We start from the raw sequence: 19756 nt of genomic DNA, 5'->3' as shown, positions 1-19756 counted from the left end.
CGGCAAGCCGGTCGCGTTCTACAGCGACAAGGCGGGCATCTTCCGGGTCAATCAGCCGAATGCCACCGGGGGTGACGGCTACACGCAGTTTGGGCGGGCCCTGTTCGAGCTGAACATCGACATCCTGTGCGCCAATTCCAGCCCGGCCAAGGGCCGCGTGGAGCGGATGAATGGCACCCTGCAGGACCGGCTGGTCAAGGAACTGCGGCTGCGCGGCCTCAGCACCATGCAAATCGCCAATGCCTTTGCGCCAGCCTTCATGGCCGACTTCAATGCCCGCTTCGCCAAGCCGCCGCGCAGCGACTTCGATGCCCACCGGCCGCTGCGCGTTGACGAGGATCTGGCACGAATCTTTACCTGGCGCGAATGGCGTAAGGTGTCGCAGAGCCTGACGCTGCAGTATGACAAGCGGTTGTACTTACTGGCAGACCGGCCCGAGCATCGCCGCCTGATTCATCGCTATATCGAGGTCGCGGAGTATCCGGACGGCAGGATCGAGCTCTGGGCCGATGGCGCTACCCTGCCCTACACCACCTATGACCGGCTGGCCGAGATCGATCAGGGCGCGATCGTGGAGCACAAGCGGCTGGGGCACGTGCTGGCCATCGCGGCAAAGGTCCAGGCGTTGCGCGATAGCCGGCAAACCGCAGGCCCGTCGCGCACGCTCTCGGGCGATCCCCCGCGGCCACACCAGCCTGCGCTGAACACCAAGCGCCAGCGGCTGATTAATCGGCTGGATCTGGAGCGCGCCATCGCCGGCACCACCGCCCCACCCTGTGCTGGCTTCTCCCCTTCCGGCCAGCTTGACCGCGTTACGGGGAAACCACAAAAAGCACGACCGCACTGACATTTCTAATTAGCCAGCCCACCGACAACTAAAAACAGCCTGGACATGGACATGTAGCGGCTAAGCGGTAATGTCGCAGTCAGCGTCGGCTGCGCCACGTCTTGCTTAGGGGCCACGCATACGCTAAGTTGACCTGTATCAACTTTGCCCAGTTGCAGAAGCGCATCATGTGCATCACGAGAGCCCTCAGGAACCGAGGGCTGCTGTGTGCTCAAGCATAATGCCCAGCGCCATCACGTGGCACGGGATGGCGCGGGGGCGAAGCTTTGGATTGCATTGCGAAATCCATGGTCAGCGATGCCGGTGAAGGCGTCCGTTGCCATGACACGCACGAGCTCGCGCCCTCTTCTGCCGCGCTTCAGGAGAGGGTGAGCTGATCGACCACGCTGGTCACACCCGGTGCTGACCATGCCGCGCCCACTGCCGCCTGCCGCTCCTGTGGAGAATCGACCCGGCCATTTAGGGTTACAACGCTGCCCTGCACCTCGACCTTAATATGAGCCGCTTCCCGCTCGGCATGACGCCGCAAGGCTGCGTCGATGCGCTTGGCAACGTCCGGCGGCCCAACGCACGGCTTGATCGCTAGCAGATTGATTACGCCGGCCACGCCACGCAGATGTCCTACGGAACGCTCGGCCAGTTCGCGCTGATAAGCCCATTCCACTTCGCCGGCGAGAGTGACCCAACCCTTCTCAACGCGCACCTTGATACTCGCGGAGGGCAGGCTCGCATGCCATTGCAGCGTTGCTCGGGCGGCCTCTGCCGTGGCTTCGTCATCGTGTTCACCAGGGACGCGTACATCGAGATTCACCACCACTGCCTTGACCCCTTCGACCCGCTCGGCGGCACGTTCGGCCGCCAGCTTTTCAATATAGGTCTTGAGGTGGCCGTTCAACGTCACGACGCCACGGCTGACTTCTACGCCAACCGAAGCCCCGTCAACTGCGGGATCCCACGCAAGCTCGTCATTCACGTCCTGCTTGATCTGCAAATCGGTCTTCATCTGACCACTCCTCCCGATGCCGGTGCCAGGCATACCTGGCGCGTTCGGTATTCCAGATTAGTTGTCACGTACGTACACCCATTGACATATGTCAACGACTGGCGCCGTATAACCGTCAGTTAAGCGCTCGATCCTCTTGCTCAAAGCGCAAGGATCAACGGGACGGCGGCCCAGCGCATGAGGCTGCGCGTCGCGCCGCCTAATATCAGTCCGCGATTGCGACAATATTCAGTGGGAAAAAAGCACGGGAACAGTCATGGCTTCCAGCAACGTTCGAGTCGTCCCACCCAAAACCACCTCACGAAGCCTGTTGTGTCCGTAGGCGCCGGCTACAACGAGATTGGCTTCCAGATCCGCCGCTTCCGACAGCAGGCGCTCGCCGGCATCACCGGATGCCGCCACAGGGAGGTTGCGCAACGCAGCCGTCACGCCATGCGCCGCCAACCAGGTCACCGCATACTGGGAAGGCGCGCTCCATTGGTCGCCAACTTTGCCAGCCAGAGTGCATGTGGCGATTGTCACTGCTTTGGCTTTGCGCAATAACGGCAGCGCATCTCGAATGGCTCGCGCTGCCTCCCGCCCGCCGTCCCAGGCGACCAGGACGCGGCTGCCAACCGTCTGAAACCAGCCTACACGCGGAATCGTTAGGACTGGCCGGCCGCTGGCAAGCACGATGGATTCGACGAAATTCTCGGCCACGAAGGCGGCCGGATCCGCCGGGTCGTCTTGTCCGACCACCAGGAGGTCTGCCAGCCGCGCCTCCCGCTGCCCGATGACCAGCGGAAGATCGTCGAAGGCGTGCCATTCGGCCGTGATCGGCAATTCCTCTGTCGCACCTTCGAAACCATGTCGCATGACCTCGCGATCCTGCTCGTACTGGGCTTGGAGGGCCTCAGAATAGCGCGCGCCGTCGGGGAGGCGGTATACCCAGGCCGGCTCCGGGCGACGACAGGCAAACATACCAACCAGCTTGGCATTGTGCTCGACCGCAAGTCGCGCGGCGATATCGAGGCGGTGGTAGGACCGCCGGCTGGCATCGAGTATGACCAGAATGGTAGCGAAGGACATAAGAATACTCCCGCCGGTTGGTGCGCTCTTGATCGATTCATAAGGCACTGTAGATCTTCCCGCGCGCAGCACAAGCGCGGCTTGTCCACTCCTTGAGCCAGGTCAAGAATCGCCGGACGCTTCGCAAAGCGTTTGCGCAAAGCGAGCAAGGTCTTGATTTGCATCAGACCACGCTAAATGCCTCCTACTAGGATTGGACAGAAGCACTGTGAAACAGAACGGTCACCTGTACGCTCCTCTTCCGAGCAGGCGCCGACGCCTTCGTTGACGCTGGCAAAGCTGGATGATGGTGAAGCGCGCGCCGCCCTCTACGTCCTCGACGATAGTGAGGTCATCTGCCACGCTGGATATCTCAATGCAAACGTCATGCCCTTCAGAAGAGTGAGGCGCAATAGCACCTCTCTGGCCGCTTGCACCCAGATCGATTGCAGTGACCTTGGCCGAGCAAGATCTTCTCCTCGCCTTTCACCCACAGGAGACCGAGAGGCGAAATGCTGTCCTGGCAACGGATGGCTCCATCTGCAGCGATGCGGCTGCGCGATGCGTGGCTGCTAAATGGATGTTCAAGGATATCTTTACCGTGCATGTGGTGCACTGCGTACCCGATCTGACCGATGAGAAAAAACGGTTCGCTAGTAAAGCCAATATTGCAGCCTGGCACGCCAAGGAAAATTTCCGGGCCATGCAATCCGTTGCGGATATTCTGCGCTCGGCAGGCGTGCCATTCGAACTGCATGGCCTTGTCGGCTTTGCGCCCGAGCGGATCGTGGAGTTGGCAATAGCCCTTGAGGCCGACGCCATCCTGATGGGTGCGCATGGCCAAGGCGCGTTCCTCGACGCAGAGATCGGGTCGGTGGCTGGTCGCGTTCTCGCCTATGCGCATTGCCCCGTGTTGCTGGTGAAGGCAGCCGGCCGAGTCAGCTGAGAGTTGCCACACTGCAGCGCACTCGAAACGAGTGGAGTCGGTACATAAGGAATCTCGCACGGTCTTGCGCGAAGCCCGCGCCTTGCGTCGACACCACTCGTTCGACCACCGCCAGCGAAGTGTACGCATCGATCAAGCGCCAGACACTGTCGGAACCGCGACTCGCGGACTATAGCCCCGCTGCGCGAGCAGTAGCGACATCCCGGGCATGCCTACATGACAGCGATCCGCTCATCGGCAAGCAATAGCGAGAACCAGCTTCCTGTCAGCGCGGCCAGTTCTTCAATCGCGGCGGGTTCCTCGAATATCCTGCCCTCGCCTGCCACTAGCCGCAATTGCCGGGGACAGCGAAGCCTGCCGAACACCAGATCATTGATTCGAATGCCCTCTGGATCGCCGGCCCCTACCACGAGAAGCGTAGGTATGGTCACCTTGCCCAAGATGTCGGTATCGGCCAGGTCCACGCGTCCCGCGGCGAGGACCAACGTGCGTAAATCCGTCCCCTCCTCCGCCGCCACGCTCAATGCAGCGGCCGCAGCGGTGCCGGTGCCAAAGCAGCCGAGCGGGACCGCCGGCAAACGCAGCCGCGCGTGCACGTAGCCTGGCACCGCCTGCATCACCACCCGCAGCCTGCCGGCCAGCATGGCGATGTCCCGGCGCTTCTCCATCCGCATCGCCTCCCTAGGCCCGATCAGGTCCACCAGCAGCGTGGCCAGCCCCCTGGCGCGCAGTTTCCTCGCCACATACTGGTTGCGCACGGCATGGTCGTCGATACCGTTGGCATGTACCATCAGCACCAATCCCACAGGACTGGTGGGAGCGTCGAGCACGCCGTGCAGCCTGATGCCGTCGCACGGGATGCTTACCGGCACGGCGGCCGCCAGGCTTTTCGTTCCGATGACCTCGGCATTGCGCGGTTCGGTATCGCGCCAGAGCAGTGCGCGAACTTCTCCGTCGTCCACCTCCGGAAAGCACTGGTAGGCATGGCGGACATCGTGATCCGGCCCGGCGGTGCGCAGGCACACCACCTCGTCGGCGCTGGCGCGGACCGCCGCCAGCCCTTGGGGGGTGCCCACGGGAACCGCGCAAACCAGCCTGGCTGGCTGCTGCCTGCGTACCGCGTGGATCGCCGCCATCATGGTGGCGCCAGTGCAGAGTCCGTCGTCCACCAGGATCACGACGCGGCCATGCGGGTCAAGCCGTGCGCGATGCGATGTGTAGATCGCGCATTGCTGCCGCAGCAGATCGAGCTTTGCCAGCCGCTCCTGGGCAAAATGCATGGGATCGGGCTGCCCGCCCACCGGGTCCTCGACGCGGTAGGTCCAGCCGTTCTCGGTCACGGCGCCGATCGCGGCGATGCCATTGGCCGGGCCCACCAGCTTGCTGACCAGTGCCACATCGAGTTGCCCCTCCAGCGCGTCGGCGAGTCCGCGACCAACGGGTACGCCGCCCTTTGGAATGGCAAGGATCAAGGGATGCTGGCCCCGATATTCGGAGAGTGCCTCGGCTAGCTGCGCCGCGGCCTCCTCCCGCCCCGCAAAGCGGGCAAGTGGCGGATTCATCGATTTGTCTCCCATCCTTCGTGCGGCGGCAGCGCGCTGCGAGCTAGTTCCGGCCTGCGCCCAGAATAAGCCGTTGGCGAAGCCAGTCCTTGTGCTATGTCAAGGGTTGGGCCACGGATCCCTGGATAGCGCCTCAGTCGATCGCAAACCGCCGGATCATCCATCCTCGCAGCGCATAGGTCAGGCAGCAATAGCCTAGGATGATCGGTGGCAGGAATAGCCAGAGCGTGCCCGGCGGAGACAGCAGGCCCAGCGGCGCCGCCAGCGGCGAGTACGGCAGCCAGATGCCGATCAGGCAGATCGCCAATGTGGTGGCAATCAGCGTGGTGCTGCCACGGCTTTGCACAAAGGGAATGTTCCGCGTGCGAATCACGTGAACGATCAGGGTTTGCGACAGCAGCGACTCCAGGAACCAGCCGGTCTGGAACAGGTGCTGCTGTGCGGGCGTGCTGGCGCCCAGCACCCAGTAGAGCGTCGCAAAGGTCATGTAGTCGAACAGCGAGCTGATCGGGCCGATGCATAGGATATAGCGGCCGAGCTTGCCGATCTCCCAGCGGCGCGGGCGGCTGACGGCATCGTCGTCCACGTTGTCGGTAGGCAGCGCAGTCTGCGAAAAATCGTAGAGCAGGTTGTTGGTCAGCACCTGAATCGGTGCCATCGGCAGGAACGGCAGCCACGCACTGGCGCCGAGCACGCTGAACATATTGCCGAAGTTGGAGCTCGCACCCATGCGCAGGTACTTGAGCAGGTTGGCAAAGACCTTGCGACCTTCGATCACGCCGTCATGCAGCACCAGCAGGCTCTTTTCCAGCAGGATGATGCTGGCCGACTCCTTGGCGATATCGGCGCCGCTGTCCACCGAGATGCCTACGTCAGCCGCCTTTAGCGCGGGCCCGTCGTTGATGCCATCGCCCAGTACGCCCACCACCCGTCCGCGCGCCCGCAGGGCCTTGACGATGGCCGCCTTGTGCGCCGGTGCCAGCTTGGCGAAGAGCTGCGTGCGCTCGGCGAGTTCCCCCAGCGCTTGCGGCGAGAGCCCGTCGAGTTCCGCGCCGAGTACGGCCCGATCCACGTCAAGGCCGACTTCGCGGCATATCTTGCGCGCGATCACCGGGCTGTCGCCGGTCAGTACCTTGACCTCGATGCCGCTGTCGCGCAGCGCCGCCAGCGCCGGTGCTGCGCTATCCTTGGGCGGGTCGATGAACGCGATATAGCCAAGCAGGATCAGCGCGGATTCGTCTGCCACCGAGTACGGCTGCGTATCCGGCGCCGGCGGCAAAAGCTTGTAGGCGATCGCGATCACCCTGAAGCCATCTTCGTTGAGTGCATTGCAGACCGTCATCAGCGAGTGGCGATGCGAGTCGTCAAGCGCCATGGCCTGCCCGCCGAGTTCGGCGCTGGCACATGCGGCATAGACTTCCTCCACCGCACCCTTGCAGACCAGGAGCCTGCCCTGCGGCCCGTCCACCACAACCGACATGCGGCGCCGTTCAAAATCGAACGGCACTTCGTCGATCTTGCGGTAGCCGCCCTCCTGCCGCAGCGTTTCGCCCACCTCGTCATGCAGGAGCACCGCCTTGTCCAGCAGGTTGTGCAAGCCGGACTGGTGGTAGCTGTTCAGGTAGGCGAATTCCAGCACGCGCGCGGTCTCCTGCCCCGCCAGGTCGACATGCTTCTTCAGGATGATACGGTCCTGCGTCAGGGTGCCGGTCTTGTCGGTACACAGCACATCCATGGCGCCCAGGTTCTGGATGGCGCTGAGGTGTTTCACGATCACCTTGCGGCGCGACATGACAAGCGCGCCTTTTGCCAGGTTCACCGTCACCAGCATCGGCAGCATCTCGGGCGTCAGCCCCACGGCGACTGCCACTGCGAACAGCAACGCCTCCAGCCAATCGCCCTTCGTCAGCCCGTTGATCAGGCACACCAGCGGCGCAAGGATCACGATCAGGCCGATCATCAGGCGTGCGAAACGCTGCAGGCCTTGCTCGAACACGGTGCCGGACGTTTCCTCGGACAACGAGCGGGCGATGCTGCCGAACACGGCGCGCGGCCCGGTCAGCACCACCACGATGGTCGCGCTTCCGCTGACCACGGCCGTGCCCATCAGCACGATGTTCTCCAGCGTGCCGGGTCCGTCGCCGCTGGCGCTCTCCCGCGCGAACTTTTCCACGGGCAGCGATTCTCCGGTGAGGGCCGATTGGTTGACGAACAGGTCCTTTGAAGCCAGCAGCCGGGCATCGGCGGGAACGAGGTCACCGGCCGACAGGTGAACGATGTCGCCCGGCACCAGTGCGCCGATCGGCAGTTCGCTGGTGATGGGCAATGCCCCCGGCTCCGACCGGCGCTGCGTGGCGGCGGTGGTATGCACCATGGCGCGCAGCGCCGCAGCAGCACGTCCGGAGCGGCGCTCCTGCACCGTGGCCAGGCCAACGCTGAGCATCACCATCACGGCGATCACCGCGGCGGCGTCGTAGTCGTGGATGGCTGAGGATACCGCTGCCAGGGTCAGCAGCATCACATTGAGCGGATTGAGCAAACGGCGCAGCAGGTCGAGCACCGCCGGGCGCGGACGCTCATGTTCCACCAGGTTGGGGCCGACGTTTTGCAGGCGCGCAATGGCCTCGGCGCCTGTCAGCCCCTCCGGGCCGGTATCCAGTTGCTGGAGCAGGGTCGCGGGCGGCATGCCGGCAGCCCGCAGCAGCGCGTCCGGCACGCCGCCGGACGAAGCCGGATTCTGCCTGCCAGTCGGCGCAGTACCTGCCGCGCCTTCCGCCGATGCGGGAGGCTGGCGCCGTAGCCGGCCCACCGTCTCGCCCAGGTACTGGATCGCCCGGCCAACAATCATGATAGCGGCCTTCCCTGTGCTTGCGCAGCGCTGGCGTCCCAGCCCCCGCCCAGCGCCAAGAACAAGGCCACGGTGTTCTGCAGCCGCTGGGTCCTGGCCTGCAGGTAGCCGATGTCGGCCTGCTGGTACTGCGCGTCCGCTACCAGCACCTGCAGGTAGCCGGCGGTGCCGGCCTGGAAGTTGGCCTGCAACTCCTGCAGCACGTTCACCAGTAACTTGTAAGCGAGCTTGAGAATCCCGGGCACCATGGTCTTGCTCTCTTATCCGTGTGTTGTACTGGACTGCACCGCCGTCCGGTCCCGGCGGGGTCTGGGAGAGACATCGGACATCGGGCACGGGCCAAGCCGCGCCCGCCCGCGATTCAGGCGTGCAGCGGTGTCTGCACGCTGCCGGAACGTTCACGCTCCCGCTCGTTGTGTAGCACGCTGGCGAGCATGTTCCACTGAGAGCCCAGGGCGTCAACGAGATCGTCCAGCGACAGCACGCCAACCACCGCTTCGGCATCCGTTACCGCGAGGCGGCGCACGCCGTGCGCCAGCATCGCCTGCAATGCATCGTCGATGCCCGCATCCTTGCCGATCGCCACCACGCCGCGGGTCATCACGTCCGCCACCGTCGCCTGTCCAGGCGCCGTGCCTGCGGCGGTGCTCTCTAGCACGATGTCGCGATCCGTTACGATGCCCATCGCGCGCTGGCCGCCTCCGAATGGCTCTGTCACCACCAGCGCACCAACGTGGCGGTCGCGCATCTGCACCGCGGCGTCGCGCAGCGTGCACGTATGCGGGATATGAACGGCGGACAACGAGCAAATCTCTTCGATCCTCATCATGCTTCTCCTGGCTTGACCTGGGTACGGGCCGATTAAGACGCCCATGGAGTGCATCGGCGATGCGCAGGGGTCGTCAAGGCACGCCGGTGCCGTGCACTCAGTCTACTGTCGGGTGCTCGGCGGCCATTGATGCAGATCAATCGCGCCTGCGGCGCGGAGCGTCCGCCCCAGACTTGATGCCGATCAACTGGCGCGCCGAAGCCCTGCCTATAGTTGGAGATGCCATTCCGCTATTCCCCATGGCGGATCCGACACGCCTCGTCCCACCGCATTCACTTCATTGAACCAGCCAGGAGACCGCCGTGAACGACCTCAGATCCGCCCTGTCCGCGCACCGTGCCATGCTACAGCACGATATCAACGTCCTGTTGTCAGATGTGCAGGCATTGCTGCGCGACGCCGCCGCCTTGACCGGCGAGCAATCCGGTCAAGCCCGTGAGCAGTTCAAGACACGGCTGGAGACGTTGCAACTGCGGCTGCGCGAGTTGCAGGCGCAGGGCCGCGAGCAGGTACGGGATTGGGCGGATTCCGGCGAGGAGTATGTGCAGGCGCACCCATGGCGCGCGCTTGGCACGACCGCAGCCATTGCCGCTGCCTGCGGGGCGCTTTTCGCCATCGCGCTCACCCGCCGCGATTGATCTTGACATGGCGCTCCCGGAGCCTCACTACCACCGCTGGCTCAATATGGGGCTCCTGGCGGCCTCCGCGGTCACGCTAGCCGCGGGATCGCTACTGTATTGGTTCGGATCGGCCGCGCTCGCCCGCACCGTATGGCTGATCGGCATCCTGCCGGTGTTGGTCGCCCTGAGTGCCAGCACAGTCCTGGCGGCATGGCGCCACAAAGCTGGGGTCGATGTCCTTGCGCTGCTGGCCATCGGCTTCGCGTGGTGGCTTGGCGAGCACTTCGCCGCGGCCGTGATTGCCCTGATGCTGGCGAGCGGACGCGCACTGGAGAGTTACGCGGAAGCGCGCGCCTCAAGCGAGATGAGCGCACTGCTGCGCCACGCCCCGCGCGAGGCCAGCCGCTACGAAGAGGGCGAATGGCGGCCGGTGCCGCTGGACCTCGTGCATCCGGGCGACCGGCTGCTCGTACGCGCCGGCGAAGTGGTACCAGCCGACGGGACGCTGATCGAGGCCGCTGACCTGGACGAATCCACCCTGACCGGCGAGGCCATTCCGCAGCGCCGCGCGCCGGGCGAGCCGCTGCGCAGCGGCGTGGTCAACGCCGGCGCGCCGTTCGAGATGCTTGCCGGCGCCACGGCGGCGCAAAGTACCTACTCTGGCATTGTCCGCCTGGTGATGGAAGCGCAGCAAAGCCGCAGCCCGTCGATGCGCATGGCCGACCGCTACGCCCTGCTGCTGGTGCCGCTGGCTTTGGCGGTGGCTGGTGCGGCCTGGTTCATTACCGGCGATGCGCGGCGGGCGCTTGCAGTGCTGGTCGTAGCGACGCCCTGCCCACTGATCCTGGCGGTGCCCGTGGCCATCGTCTGCGGCATGTCGCGCAGTTCCAGCCGGGGCATCCTGGTCAAAAGCGGCGCGGCGCTCGAAAGGCTGGCTCAGAGCCGCGTGCTGTTCTTCGACAAGACGGGCACGCTGACTGCCGGCCACGCCCACGTCTCGGCAATCGAGGCAGCGCCGGGACACGCGCCCGACGACGTGCTGCGCCTGGCGGCCTCGCTGGCACAGGCATCGGTGCATGTGAGTTCCCGCGCGCTGGTGGCCGCGGCACGAGAGCGCGGCCTGGCGCTGGCGTTGCCAGCGCAGGTCTGCGAGGAGCCAGGCGCCGGCCTGAGCGGCATCGTCGACGGACACGTTGTCACCGTAGGCTCCTTGGCCCATGTGGCTAAGACAACCGTGCCCAAGCCGTGGAGCACGGCGCTGTTGCGGCGGATGAGCCATGAGGGCACGTCCGCCGTCTTCCTTGGCGTCGATGGCGCCATGGGCGGCGCGCTGCAGCTCGCGGACCAGATCCGGCTCGACACGCCCCGCGCGTTGCGGTTGCTCAGGCAGGCCGGCATCTGGCGTATGGTGATGGTGACCGGAGATCGCGACGACGTGGCGCAGATGACCAGTGCGATGCTTGGCGTGACGGAAGTGCACGCCCAGCAGACGCCGGCGCAGAAGCTAGCGGCAATCCGCGAGGCGCAGCGCCACGATAGGGTCATCATGGTCGGCGATGGCGTCAACGACGCGCCCGCGTTGGCGGCTGCCGATGTCGGCGTGGCGATGGGCGCGGCAGGCGCGGCTGCGTCGGCGCAGGCAGCGGACGTCGTACTGCTGGTGGACCGCCTGGACCGCCTGGCTGAGGCGATTCAGATCGCCCGCCGCGCGCGCCGCATCGCCGTGCAAAGCGTCGTGGCGGGCATGGCGCTATCCCTGGCGGCGATGACAGCCGCCGCGTTCGGCTACCTGCCGCCGCTGGCAGGTGCGCTGCTGCAGGAACTGATCGATGTCGCGGTGATCCTGAATGCGCTGCGGGCACGCATGCCAGGGCCGGACTGGCGCCCCGCGCAGATCACGCCAGCCGAAGCCACGAAACTGAAGACCGAACACAACGAACTGAGGCAGGTGCTCGGCCAAGTGAGATCGATGGCGGATCGCGTAGCCGACCTCCCTGGGAGAATCGCCGCCGTGGAACTCGCGCAACTCAATCAGGCATTGCGCCAGCAATTGCTCGCGCATGAGCTCCACGACGACGCCGACCTGTATCCGGAGCTGGCGCAACGGCTTGGCGGCAAGGACCCACTGGCCGCGCTGAGCGGCGGGCATCGCGAGATATTCCACCTGGTGTGCATGCTGGAGCGCATCGCCGCCGATCAGGCAGCGGACGGCCTCGACCTGGAAAGCGCGCAGGAGGTACGGCGCCTGTTGTATGAGCTGAATGCGATTCTGCGTCTGCATTTCGCGCAGGAGGACGAGCTGTATCACGCGCTGGGCGACGCCTGATTGACAACGCGGCCGCACAGCAGGGCAAAAGAACGGCCGGCGACCCGGCCCCCCCCTTGCGCCGCATTGCGCTGGATCAAGCCGCGCGCGGCGCCACCGACAATACTGGAACAGCCTGCGCCCTGTTGGCGCAGGCAGATTGACACGGACCAAAACCATCATGGCTAGCAAGCGTGTCGTCGCCTGTCTCGCGGCAGCGGCGTTGATCGGGCTCGTCAATCCAGGGTTGCCCGTCCATGGGGCGCAACCGTATGCTGATACCCCGCTTCAGGTACAGGAGATGAACGGGATCACTTATGTTTCCGGTGGTATCGGCGACGACGAGGTGAAAGCCATTCGCTCGATGGCGGGTCGTTTCAATGTGCGGCTTGGCTTCTATAACGCGAAGGGCGGCGAGGCGCTGTCCGACGTCACGGTATCGGTGGTGGATAGCAACGGCAAGCAGCGTCTGCGGGTAGTCTCGTCCGGTCCCTTGCTATATATGCAGCTGCCGGCGGGCGCCTACACCTTGCGTGCCGAATATCAGGATGACAGCCACGCGCGCCGATTCACAGCCGGGCATACCCCGGTCAGCTACGTATTTCGCCTGCGCGTCAATGAGATGGAAGATGACTGGGTCTATTGCGAGTCGAAGTGCCCGCGACCTGGCCGATGACACCGGAGCCGTTTAACGGCGCGGCGTGCACTCCAGCGCTAGTACGCGTCAAAGTTGCCATAGATCAAAGTCACCGGCAGCCATCAGGCTATATTGGGCTCGTGCAGCCGCTGAATTGCGAAACGAACCCGGCGACGCCGCACCTGTATTTGACGGGCTATCGAAAGGAGGACGCTGTGCAAACCAATATCGGTACGGTTGACCGCACTCTCAGGATCGTCGTCGGCCTGGCCTTAATCGGCCTTGCCGTCACCGGCACGATCGGCGCGTGGGGATGGATCGGCGTGGTTCCGGTCCTGACAGGGCTCGTCCGCATCTGTCCCCTCTACAGCCTGCTCGGCGTCAAGACCTGCCCGGCCTCCGGCGGAAAGCCCGGCTGATCCGGCCGACGCCCGCGGTAACGCCGCTGCCATTCCCACCGGCGACACGCCATGGGAGGCCCAACACTCGATGTGGATCAACGAGCGCGGCCGCCACGCTTCAGAATCATCTCGCAGACGAGTTGCCCGACATGCCTGCCCTGCACTCGTCCTTTCCAGCAATGCCAATCCAGGGTTCTTCCCGCGTGGGAGTACCCATGGCATAGCAGCGGCACAGGGTATGCGCGCCAATCACGGAGAGACACCATGACAGACCAGACTGACGTCCCACTCGCTTTCTTCAGCGCCAATTGCGAGGCGGGCCTGCGTGCGCTGACCCTGTTGCAGGAGAGCCGCCAGCGTTTCCTTGAAATCCAGCTCGAAGCCATCCGCAAGGACATCAAGACAACGCACGAAGTGGGTGCGCAGCTTGCCAATGCAAGCAACTTCGCCGCGCTCGCCGCGCTGCCAGTCACCTTCCTGCGCAACGAAGCCGAGCATTGCGCGCACCTGATGCAAGCGTGGATGAGTCTAGCCATCCAAAACCAGACCGCCATCGTCCAACAGGTGCGCGAAATCGGCGAGTCCTGGCAGCGATGCCAGGCGATGAGCTTGCAGCAGGCGGGGAATACCGCTTCGCCGGTGGCGCCGGTGCAGGATATATTCGAGAAATTCAGACAGGCCACGGCGTGGAATCCCGCGTTGAACGGCACCGGCGCGCAGGCGGGAGGCGGCGCCGCAGCCAGTCCGCGAAAGGGGCCCGCCCATGCCAGTTGAGCACGCAGGCGAGGCGCTGGCCAGCCTCTCTTCAAGGCGGATCGCGCTGGTGACCGGCGGCATGGGTGGACTGGGTGAAGCCATTGCGATCCGCCTGCACGACGCCGGCTACCGCGTGGCAGTCACCCATTCGCCGGGCAATGACCACGTGCAGACCTGGCTCGACCGCCAGCGCGCCGCCGAGCGCGCGTTCAGCGCGTTCGCCGTCGACGTTGCCGATTTCGACGCCTGCCAGCGCTGTGCTGCGCAGGCCCTTGCCGAGCTGGGACAGGTCGATATCCTGGTGAACAACGCTGGCATTACCCGCGACATCACTTTCCGGCGCATGACCAAGGCCGATTGGGACGCCGTGCTCAGGACGGACCTGGACTCGATCTTCAACATGACCAAGCCCCTGTGCGACGGCATGGTCAGCCGCGGATGGGGCCGCATCATCAATATCGCTTCGGTGAATGGCTCCAAGGGCGCCTTTGGCCAGACTAGCTATTCCGCTGCCAAGGCGGGGGTGCACGGGTTCAGCAAGGCACTGGCGCTGGAAGTGGCCAGCAAGGGAGTGACAGTCAACCCGGTATCGCCCGGCTACCTTGCTACGCACATGGTCACGGACATCCCCGCCGACATACTCCAGACCAGGATCCTGCCGCAGATCCCGGTCGGCAGGCTGGGGCGGCCGGACGAAGTGGCCGCGCTGATTCCCTTCCTGTGCTCCGATGACGCAGCGTTTGTCACCGGCGCCAATATTGCCATCAATGGCGGGCAGCACATGCAATGAACGCACCGACACCCGGCAAGGAACTCACCGCCGCGCCCGAGGCGGAATGTGGCTGCGACCCCGTCGCGGCGGAGCCTGACCAGCTCGACGAGCAGCTCCGCTCGATGTTGGCCGGCGCCACCCAGGGCATGTCGCTCGCCTCGCTCTGGCTGGCGGGGCTGGACTGGGCATTGCACCTGGCCGTTTCCCCCGGCAAGGTGGCCACCGCCCTGGGCCAGTGGGTGAGCGGCGCGGTAGCCGCGACCGGCGGGATGTGGCCCGGCCCGGCGGCCGCGGAGCCAACACCCGGCGTGCCGGCGCCGCCATCGGACCTGCGCTTCGCTGACCCCGCCTGGCTGCAGTGGCCTTACCGCTGCTGGCGCGATGCGTTCCACAACCACGAAGCGCTATGGGAGTCGCTCACGCGCGGCCTGCCCGGCGTATCCCCGCACCATGAGCGGCTGGTGTCGTTCTGCGCGCGACAGGTGCTCGATACCCTATCCCCCGGCAATGCGTGGTGGCTCAATCCCGTGGTGCTGCGGGCCACCGCAGCCAGCGGTGGCGCCAATCTGCTCAATGGCGCCCAGCACTGGCAGCACGACATGCAGAACGCAGTGGCCGACCTGGCACGCGCGCCGAAGCTGCGCCGCGCGCCCGCCTTCAAGGTCGGACGGGACGTCGCGATCACGCCGGGCAAGGTGGTGTTTCGCAATGCGCTGATCGAGCTGATCCAGTACGCGCCTGCCAGCGCCGAGGTGTGGCGGGAACCGGTGCTGATCGTGCCCTCCTGGATCTTGAAGTACTACATTCTGGACCTGCAGCCGCGTGACTCGATGGTGCGCTACCTGGTCGAACAGGGCCATACGGTCTTCATGATCTCGTGGAAGAACCCGGGCGCCGAAGCCCGCGACTTCGGGCTTAACGACTACCTGCGCCTCGGCGTGCAGGCCGCCTTGCGCGCAGTGCAAGAGCGCTGTCCCGATACACTCATCCACGCCGCCGGCTATTGCCTGGGCGGTACGCTGCTGTCGATCTGCGCGGCGGCGCTTAGCCGCGACGACAGCGGCTTGCCGTTGCAAAGTCTGACCTTGTTCGCCAGCGAGACGGACTTCAGCGAGCCAGGAGAACTCGGCCTGTTCATTGACAGCAGCGCCTTGTCCACGCTGGACTCGATGATGGGCCAGCAAGGTTACCTGGACGGCAGCCAAATGGCCGCAGCCTTCCAGATGCTGCACTCGCGCGACCTGGTATGGTCCCGCATGATGAGCGAGTACCTGCTCGGCAAGCGGCTGCGCCCGAACGACTTGGTGTCATGGAACCGGGATGTCACCCGCCTGCCCTTCCGCATGCATTCGGAGTGCCTGCACAAGTTGTTCCTCAACAACGACCTGGCGGAGGGACGCTATTGCGTGGATGGCCGCCCCGTCGCCCTGGCAGACATCGGCATGCCGATCTTCGCAGTAGGCACAGAACATGACCATGTCTCGCCCTGGCGCTCGGTCTACAAGCTGCATCTGCTGACGTCGGCACCGTTGACGTTCCTGCTAACCTCCGGTGGCCACAATGCTGGCATCGTGGCCGACCCCTCGCATCCCGGCCGCCGATACCGGGTGGAAACGCGCGCGGCGCAGGCAACCTATGGCAGCCCCGAACGCTACCTCTCGACTGCGGAACGGCATGATGGATCTTGGTGGCCCTGCTGGCAGGGCTGGCTGGCGTCGCACTCCACGAGCCGGGTCCCACCGCGCGACGCTGCGCCCGGCGCGCTCGCCGACGCACCCGGGAGATATGTGCTGGAGCGCTAGGGAGACCGTTGCGATGCGAGCCCGCGCGCACCGCACCCACGGCGTGCGGAAGTCAGCGCATTAACTGCTGCACGATCTTCCAGCTGGCGTCGGGGTTGTACTCTGTCATCTGGCGCGCGATGACACCCGTTTTCGGGCCAAGGTTTTTCTCGAATACGATACCGTGGTGCTTAAGCAGCTTGAATCTAACCGCGGACCAATAGCACAGGCAGATTGGTATGTCGGACCAGCCCCTCCGCGACGCTGCCAAGCAGCAATCGACGCGTACCGTGACGGCCGTGCGTGCCAATTACCAGCAACTCGACTCCTTCCTCTTGGGCAGCTTGCTCGACAACCGTTGATATTTCGCCCATGGCAACCGGCTCATCAAGCAGCCGTGTCTTGCATGGGATCTGCTGCGCCTGGACTTGAGCGCATGCGGCTACAAGCAGCGCCTGGCCAGCCTCTTTCAGCGCCGCGCGGACTTCCGCAGGATTGATATAGCCTTGGTCGTATCTCAGATAACTGTTATCAATGACATGCGCGACTGTTATCTCGCTCCCGCATGCCTTCGCCAACTGAATCGCTTCGGCTAGTGCGAGTTCGGCGTTCTTGCTGCCGTCTACCGCCACCATGATCTTGCCGTACATACCTTCTCCTAATCGCCCATTGGGTTGGAGACTCAGTTCCTTAGTCCAAGAAGTAGAAGCTCGCAACAAGGAGCGCTCCAAACACTACACCACCCAAGGAGAGCGCGGTGACGAGGCCCACCCGCGACCGGAGTCGCTCCGTGAATCCTTGGAGCGCAACACCGATGAGGAGGAACACCAGGAGGTCCGGGAGGCCATGGGTCACCGAGTGACCTCACGAAGCGACAGAGCAAGCCCAGACACTAGCGAAAGAGACAGCCAACACCCGCTTCCTCAATGAAGGTTAGATCCGCATCGACACGCCGATGTGATCTGCGTCAAGGAATGCAGCCGCGTCCCAAATTGAGCCGCTGTGGTCATGACGGCGAGCGCTGTGCCGCCGCCTGCAGCAGGGGTTGCCAAGGAGAAAGCTTGATCTGGCTGAAGGCCGGCCCCAAGTACCCAGCATGCACTCAGGGTTCCCCGCCCAGGTGTGACGTGGACGAGCCGACTACGTTCAGGAGAGGAAAAAACACCGTCGGCGTCTCCCCTTTTCGGGAGGCTTTCAACGCCGCTTACCGACCACATTGAGAATGCGTTGGCCCTCTCTGGTCAGGCGAAATTGGGACCGATCAGGCCTCGAGGTCTCGAGCCGCGCCAGTTGGCGCTCGACGAGCGCACTGATATCAGCCGGGTCCAATTTGCCGGTCTGATCCGAATCACTGAGAATCATAAGTGCTGCGATCTCGTGGGGGCTTAGCATCTCTGTCTCCGGCAGAGGTTGGCGATTACAAGTGGGGCGCTGCAAGACGGAGCCGGAAGGGCCACGCGTCGCATGCAGCAACTGAATTTTAGGGGCCGCTGTGTCAGGGCGTGGCCCTGAGTGCGGATCTTTTGAGGTAGGTCAACTCGGCCTACCGTTCGGCCAAGCTCCGGTCCTGCCGCTTGCGATAAGGAGGCTCGCGCTTGCGTACACCAAGGATGACGCCCCCTCTAGAGCCGCCAAGCAAACTGATGTACTGACGGCTCGGCCGACATTGGATCGCCGGGCGAGGATAAACCATATTCGTTCAGTTTTTTGGCCTGGCATGCACGTTCACAGACAAGAGATTTAGTGCGCCGCAGCAGTCCGACATATCCGGACTGGGTGTGAGGACCGGCTGGTTCCGGTGGAGTGGCGCGTTGCTGAAGGCCCGCCGCTGGTAGCCGTCCAGCGCGAGGCGCCGCTGGACGACCTGTTCATCGTGGGTCACGACGATCCCGACGAGCCGACGGCGTTTGTCGCAGGCCAGTTCGTGGAGACGATCATCCTGGAAGCTGGCCGTCCGGTGTTGCCATCCCCAGCGCCGGCTGGCTCCGCGAGATCGGCAGGCACGTCATGGTCGCCTGGAATGGCAGCCGAGAATCCGCCAAGGCGATCCCTCCGGCGGCGCAAGCCAGTCATCGCGGCGCTTGCCCACGACAGCGCATGACACCCCATCCACCGAATCGGCACGCCGCAGTCGCAAGGAAGGCAAGGCATCATGGCACTCGGGCCTGAATGCCATGCCTGGCCAACCAGGCGAGCGGATACGTTCGCGAGCAGCAACTCGTGTAGTCGGACCCATACGCCCGCCTTCTGCCAGTCGCGCAAACGCCGCCAGCAGGCTGCGCGAGGCCGGCCAACTCGATTTCTCACGTGCGGCCGTCGATTCGTCGTCGGTGCGAGCTGTTGGGGCGGGCGAAAAACGGGGCCGAACCCCACGAATCGCTCGCGACCAGGTTCCAAGCATCACATTCTCGTCGACGCGACTGGAGTCCCCGTCTGCGCGCTCCTTACCGGCGCGAACCGCAACGACGTCACCCAACTTCTGCCACTCGTTGACGCGATTCCACCGATTCGCGGCGTGCGTGGTCGACCACTTCAGAAGGCCAAGGTCATCTACCCCGATCGCGGCTACGATTCCGAACCGCATCGTCAGCGACTTCGCGAACGCGGCATCAAGCCGATGATCGCGAAGCGCCGAACCGAACACGGTAGCGGCACAATTTCCGTCGTCTTCGCATTCGCTTCGAGCGTCGGGCTGATATTCACGAAGCATTCCCGAAGATTGGCTGTTCCCTCGTGCTGGAATATCTTCAGGCGTGCATAGCAGTCTTCTTGAAACGGTCTCTAAGGTTCCCTTATGGCCCTGACGATCATTGCAAAGAGGCGGCCGAAATCTGCCTCTACCTTGACGCCGCCGAACGGATCGCGGTTTGAACCAAACGCCTCATCCAGTGCGTTCCAGTCCTCCTCCGTCAGCCATTGACGCGCGGCAGGCAGAATCACCTCTTCTTCCAGACGCCTGTGATTTGCGGAGAACACAGCGTATTCTTCGACCAACTCGCGCAAGGCCGGGAGCGCGGACTCGTCAGCCAGCTCGTATCGGGTGAACGCATGTTCGATGTCTCGGATTCGCGCTTTGCCCTGAGCGTGCTGTTCCTCTAGCTCGTCGATGGTTTTGTCGAGGTTGTTGGAACGGTGCCGCAAGCGAGCGAACAGATAACGCTCTTCCTTGGGATGATGTAGCCGCTCCGGATATTCGCTAATGTAAAACAGCATGGACCGAAACATCACTGGCCTAGGCACATCTACGCCGGCACCGAGCAGTTTGACAAGGCGTTGCATGCCAGTGACAACCATCGATAGCTGCTGATGCTCTCTCTGGATGACCAGTATGGCTTTTCTCTCTGCCGGCGTTTGCATATCATCCCCCTTACTTATGGACGCGGCATCTTCAACCTGCAATCC

19 protein-coding genes and 2 pseudogenes are annotated in these 19756 nt (G+C 64.2%); 11 read left to right on the top strand and 10 right to left on the bottom strand.

What is annotated here, in order from left to right; all coding sequences use genetic code 11:
- On the top strand, positions 1-847 hold an 847-nt coding region (locus tag ACYP5B_RS01415; protein ID WP_459568273.1), incomplete at its 5' end, for a transposase family protein.
- Between the two features lie 358 nt (positions 848-1205).
- On the opposite strand, the gene ACYP5B_RS01410 is transcribed toward ACYP5B_RS01415, so the two are convergent.
- Together ACYP5B_RS01410 and ACYP5B_RS01405 are read right to left on the bottom strand one after the other, a co-directional pair.
- Entirely contained in the window at positions 1206-1850 is a 645-nt protein-coding gene (locus ACYP5B_RS01410; RefSeq protein ID WP_459568272.1) for a BON domain-containing protein, read from the bottom strand.
- A gap of 228 nt (positions 1851-2078) precedes the next feature.
- A complete protein-coding gene (locus ACYP5B_RS01405; protein WP_459568271.1) occupies positions 2079-2918 on the bottom strand; it encodes a universal stress protein in 840 nt (279 codons plus the stop codon).
- Between the two features lie 436 nt (positions 2919-3354).
- On the opposite strand from ACYP5B_RS01405, the gene ACYP5B_RS01400 reads away from it, so the two are divergent.
- Positions 3355-3843, top strand: a complete 489-nt coding sequence (locus ACYP5B_RS01400; RefSeq protein ID WP_459568270.1) for a universal stress protein — start codon at positions 3355-3357, stop codon at positions 3841-3843.
- 212 nt (positions 3844-4055) lie between these two features.
- Here ACYP5B_RS01400 and ACYP5B_RS01395 read toward each other — a convergent pair whose 3' ends face one another.
- From ACYP5B_RS01395 to ACYP5B_RS01380, 4 genes are all read right to left on the bottom strand, one after another.
- A complete protein-coding gene (locus ACYP5B_RS01395; RefSeq protein WP_459568269.1) occupies positions 4056-5405 on the bottom strand; it encodes a phosphoribosyltransferase family protein in 1350 nt (449 codons plus the stop codon).
- A gap of 133 nt (positions 5406-5538) precedes the next feature.
- Positions 5539-8253, bottom strand: a complete 2715-nt coding sequence (gene mgtA, locus ACYP5B_RS01390) for a magnesium-translocating P-type ATPase (protein ID WP_459568268.1) — start codon at positions 8251-8253, stop codon at positions 5539-5541.
- The gene (locus tag ACYP5B_RS01385) at positions 8250-8501 is read right to left on the bottom strand and encodes a hypothetical protein (protein WP_459568267.1); all 252 of its coding nucleotides are present in this window, start codon (positions 8499-8501) and stop codon (positions 8250-8252) included. Before ACYP5B_RS01385 ends, mgtA begins: the two co-directional genes overlap by 4 nt.
- A 113-nt stretch (positions 8502-8614) precedes the next feature.
- On the bottom strand, positions 8615-9082 hold the full coding sequence (locus ACYP5B_RS01380; protein WP_459568266.1) for a CBS domain-containing protein: 468 nt from the start codon (positions 9080-9082) through the stop codon (positions 8615-8617).
- 302 nt (positions 9083-9384) lie between these two features.
- On the opposite strand from ACYP5B_RS01380, the gene ACYP5B_RS01375 reads away from it, so the two are divergent.
- The 7 genes from ACYP5B_RS01375 to ACYP5B_RS01345 all read left to right on the top strand — a co-directional run bounded on the left by ACYP5B_RS01375 (position 9385) and on the right by ACYP5B_RS01345 (position 16375).
- Complete coding sequence (locus tag ACYP5B_RS01375) at positions 9385-9720, top strand: ElaB/YgaM/YqjD family protein (RefSeq protein ID WP_459568265.1); 336 nt, start codon at positions 9385-9387, stop codon at positions 9718-9720.
- Between the two features lie 7 nt (positions 9721-9727).
- On the top strand, positions 9728-12028 hold the full coding sequence (locus ACYP5B_RS01370; protein WP_459568264.1) for a heavy metal translocating P-type ATPase: 2301 nt from the start codon (positions 9728-9730) through the stop codon (positions 12026-12028).
- Between the two features lie 160 nt (positions 12029-12188).
- Positions 12189-12683, top strand: coding sequence for a hypothetical protein (locus ACYP5B_RS01365; protein WP_459568263.1), 495 nt, complete (start codon positions 12189-12191; stop codon positions 12681-12683).
- 176 nt (positions 12684-12859) lie between these two features.
- Complete coding sequence (locus ACYP5B_RS01360; protein WP_459568262.1) at positions 12860-13063, top strand: YgaP family membrane protein; 204 nt, start codon at positions 12860-12862, stop codon at positions 13061-13063.
- A gap of 246 nt (positions 13064-13309) precedes the next feature.
- Complete coding sequence (locus ACYP5B_RS01355) at positions 13310-13819, top strand: hypothetical protein (protein ID WP_459568261.1); 510 nt, start codon at positions 13310-13312, stop codon at positions 13817-13819.
- Positions 13809-14591, top strand: coding sequence for an acetoacetyl-CoA reductase (phbB, locus tag ACYP5B_RS01350; RefSeq protein ID WP_459568260.1), 783 nt, complete (start codon positions 13809-13811; stop codon positions 14589-14591). Before ACYP5B_RS01355 ends, phbB begins: the two co-directional genes overlap by 11 nt.
- Complete coding sequence (locus ACYP5B_RS01345; protein ID WP_459568259.1) at positions 14588-16375, top strand: PHA/PHB synthase family protein; 1788 nt, start codon at positions 14588-14590, stop codon at positions 16373-16375. The genes phbB and ACYP5B_RS01345 overlap by 4 nt, the downstream gene beginning before the upstream one ends.
- A gap of 52 nt (positions 16376-16427) precedes the next feature.
- Here ACYP5B_RS01345 and ACYP5B_RS01340 read toward each other — a convergent pair whose 3' ends face one another.
- Positions 16428-16625 (bottom strand): DUF2950 family protein, encoded by a 198-nt coding sequence (locus tag ACYP5B_RS01340; protein ID WP_459568258.1) that lies wholly within the window; start codon positions 16623-16625, stop codon positions 16428-16430.
- On the bottom strand, positions 16561-17004 hold the full coding sequence (locus ACYP5B_RS01335; protein ID WP_459568257.1) for a universal stress protein: 444 nt from the start codon (positions 17002-17004) through the stop codon (positions 16561-16563). Before ACYP5B_RS01335 ends, ACYP5B_RS01340 begins: the two co-directional genes overlap by 65 nt.
- Before the next feature lie 1148 nt (positions 17005-18152).
- Here ACYP5B_RS01335 and ACYP5B_RS01330 point away from each other — a divergent pair.
- Positions 18153-18455, top strand: a complete 303-nt coding sequence (locus ACYP5B_RS01330) for a hypothetical protein (protein ID WP_459568278.1) — start codon at positions 18153-18155, stop codon at positions 18453-18455.
- 92 nt (positions 18456-18547) lie between these two features.
- Here ACYP5B_RS01330 and ACYP5B_RS01325 read toward each other — a convergent pair.
- A pseudogene (locus ACYP5B_RS01325) lies at positions 18548-18628 on the bottom strand (IS5/IS1182 family transposase); the annotation flags it as partial.
- Between ACYP5B_RS01325 and ACYP5B_RS01320 the strand changes: the two are divergent.
- Positions 18625-19115: pseudogene (locus tag ACYP5B_RS01320) on the top strand (transposase); the annotation flags it as partial. The pseudogenes ACYP5B_RS01325 and ACYP5B_RS01320 sit on opposite strands and share 4 nt — an antisense overlap.
- A gap of 20 nt (positions 19116-19135) precedes the next feature.
- Here the strand turns inward: ACYP5B_RS01320 and ACYP5B_RS01315 are convergent.
- Entirely contained in the window at positions 19136-19711 is a 576-nt protein-coding gene (locus ACYP5B_RS01315) for a hemerythrin domain-containing protein (RefSeq protein ID WP_459568256.1), read from the bottom strand.
- Between the last annotated feature and the right edge of the window lie 45 nt (positions 19712-19756).

It is taken from the genome of Cupriavidus sp. 8B, assembly GCF_054589115.1.
The sequence above is the reverse complement of the archived record's forward strand: the minus strand, read 5'-3'. Positions and strand labels throughout refer to the sequence as shown.

Bases quoted from the DNA above. Each gene is read 5' to 3' on its own strand.
- ACYP5B_RS01410 (WP_459568272.1), bottom strand. From the start codon at position 1,850: ATGAAGACCGATTTGCAGATCAAGCAGGACGTGAATGACGAGCTTGCG.
- ACYP5B_RS01405 (WP_459568271.1), bottom strand. From the start codon at position 2,918: ATGTCCTTCGCTACCATTCTGGTCATACTCGATGCCAGCCGGCGGTCC.
- ACYP5B_RS01395 (WP_459568269.1), bottom strand. From the start codon at position 5,405: ATGAATCCGCCACTTGCCCGCTTTGCGGGGCGGGAGGAGGCCGCGGCG.
- mgtA (WP_459568268.1), bottom strand. From the start codon at position 8,253: ATGATTGTTGGCCGGGCGATCCAGTACCTGGGCGAGACGGTGGGCCGG.
- ACYP5B_RS01385 (WP_459568267.1), bottom strand. From the start codon at position 8,501: ATGGTGCCCGGGATTCTCAAGCTCGCTTACAAGTTACTGGTGAACGTG.
- ACYP5B_RS01380 (WP_459568266.1), bottom strand. From the start codon at position 9,082: ATGATGAGGATCGAAGAGATTTGCTCGTTGTCCGCCGTTCATATCCCG.
- ACYP5B_RS01370 (WP_459568264.1), top strand. From the start codon at position 9,728: ATGGCGCTCCCGGAGCCTCACTACCACCGCTGGCTCAATATGGGGCTC.
- ACYP5B_RS01365 (WP_459568263.1), top strand. From the start codon at position 12,189: ATGGCTAGCAAGCGTGTCGTCGCCTGTCTCGCGGCAGCGGCGTTGATC.
- ACYP5B_RS01355 (WP_459568261.1), top strand. From the start codon at position 13,310: ATGACAGACCAGACTGACGTCCCACTCGCTTTCTTCAGCGCCAATTGC.
- phbB (WP_459568260.1), top strand. From the start codon at position 13,809: ATGCCAGTTGAGCACGCAGGCGAGGCGCTGGCCAGCCTCTCTTCAAGG.
- ACYP5B_RS01345 (WP_459568259.1), top strand. From the start codon at position 14,588: ATGAACGCACCGACACCCGGCAAGGAACTCACCGCCGCGCCCGAGGCG.
- ACYP5B_RS01335 (WP_459568257.1), bottom strand. From the start codon at position 17,004: ATGTACGGCAAGATCATGGTGGCGGTAGACGGCAGCAAGAACGCCGAA.
- ACYP5B_RS01315 (WP_459568256.1), bottom strand. From the start codon at position 19,711: ATGCAAACGCCGGCAGAGAGAAAAGCCATACTGGTCATCCAGAGAGAG.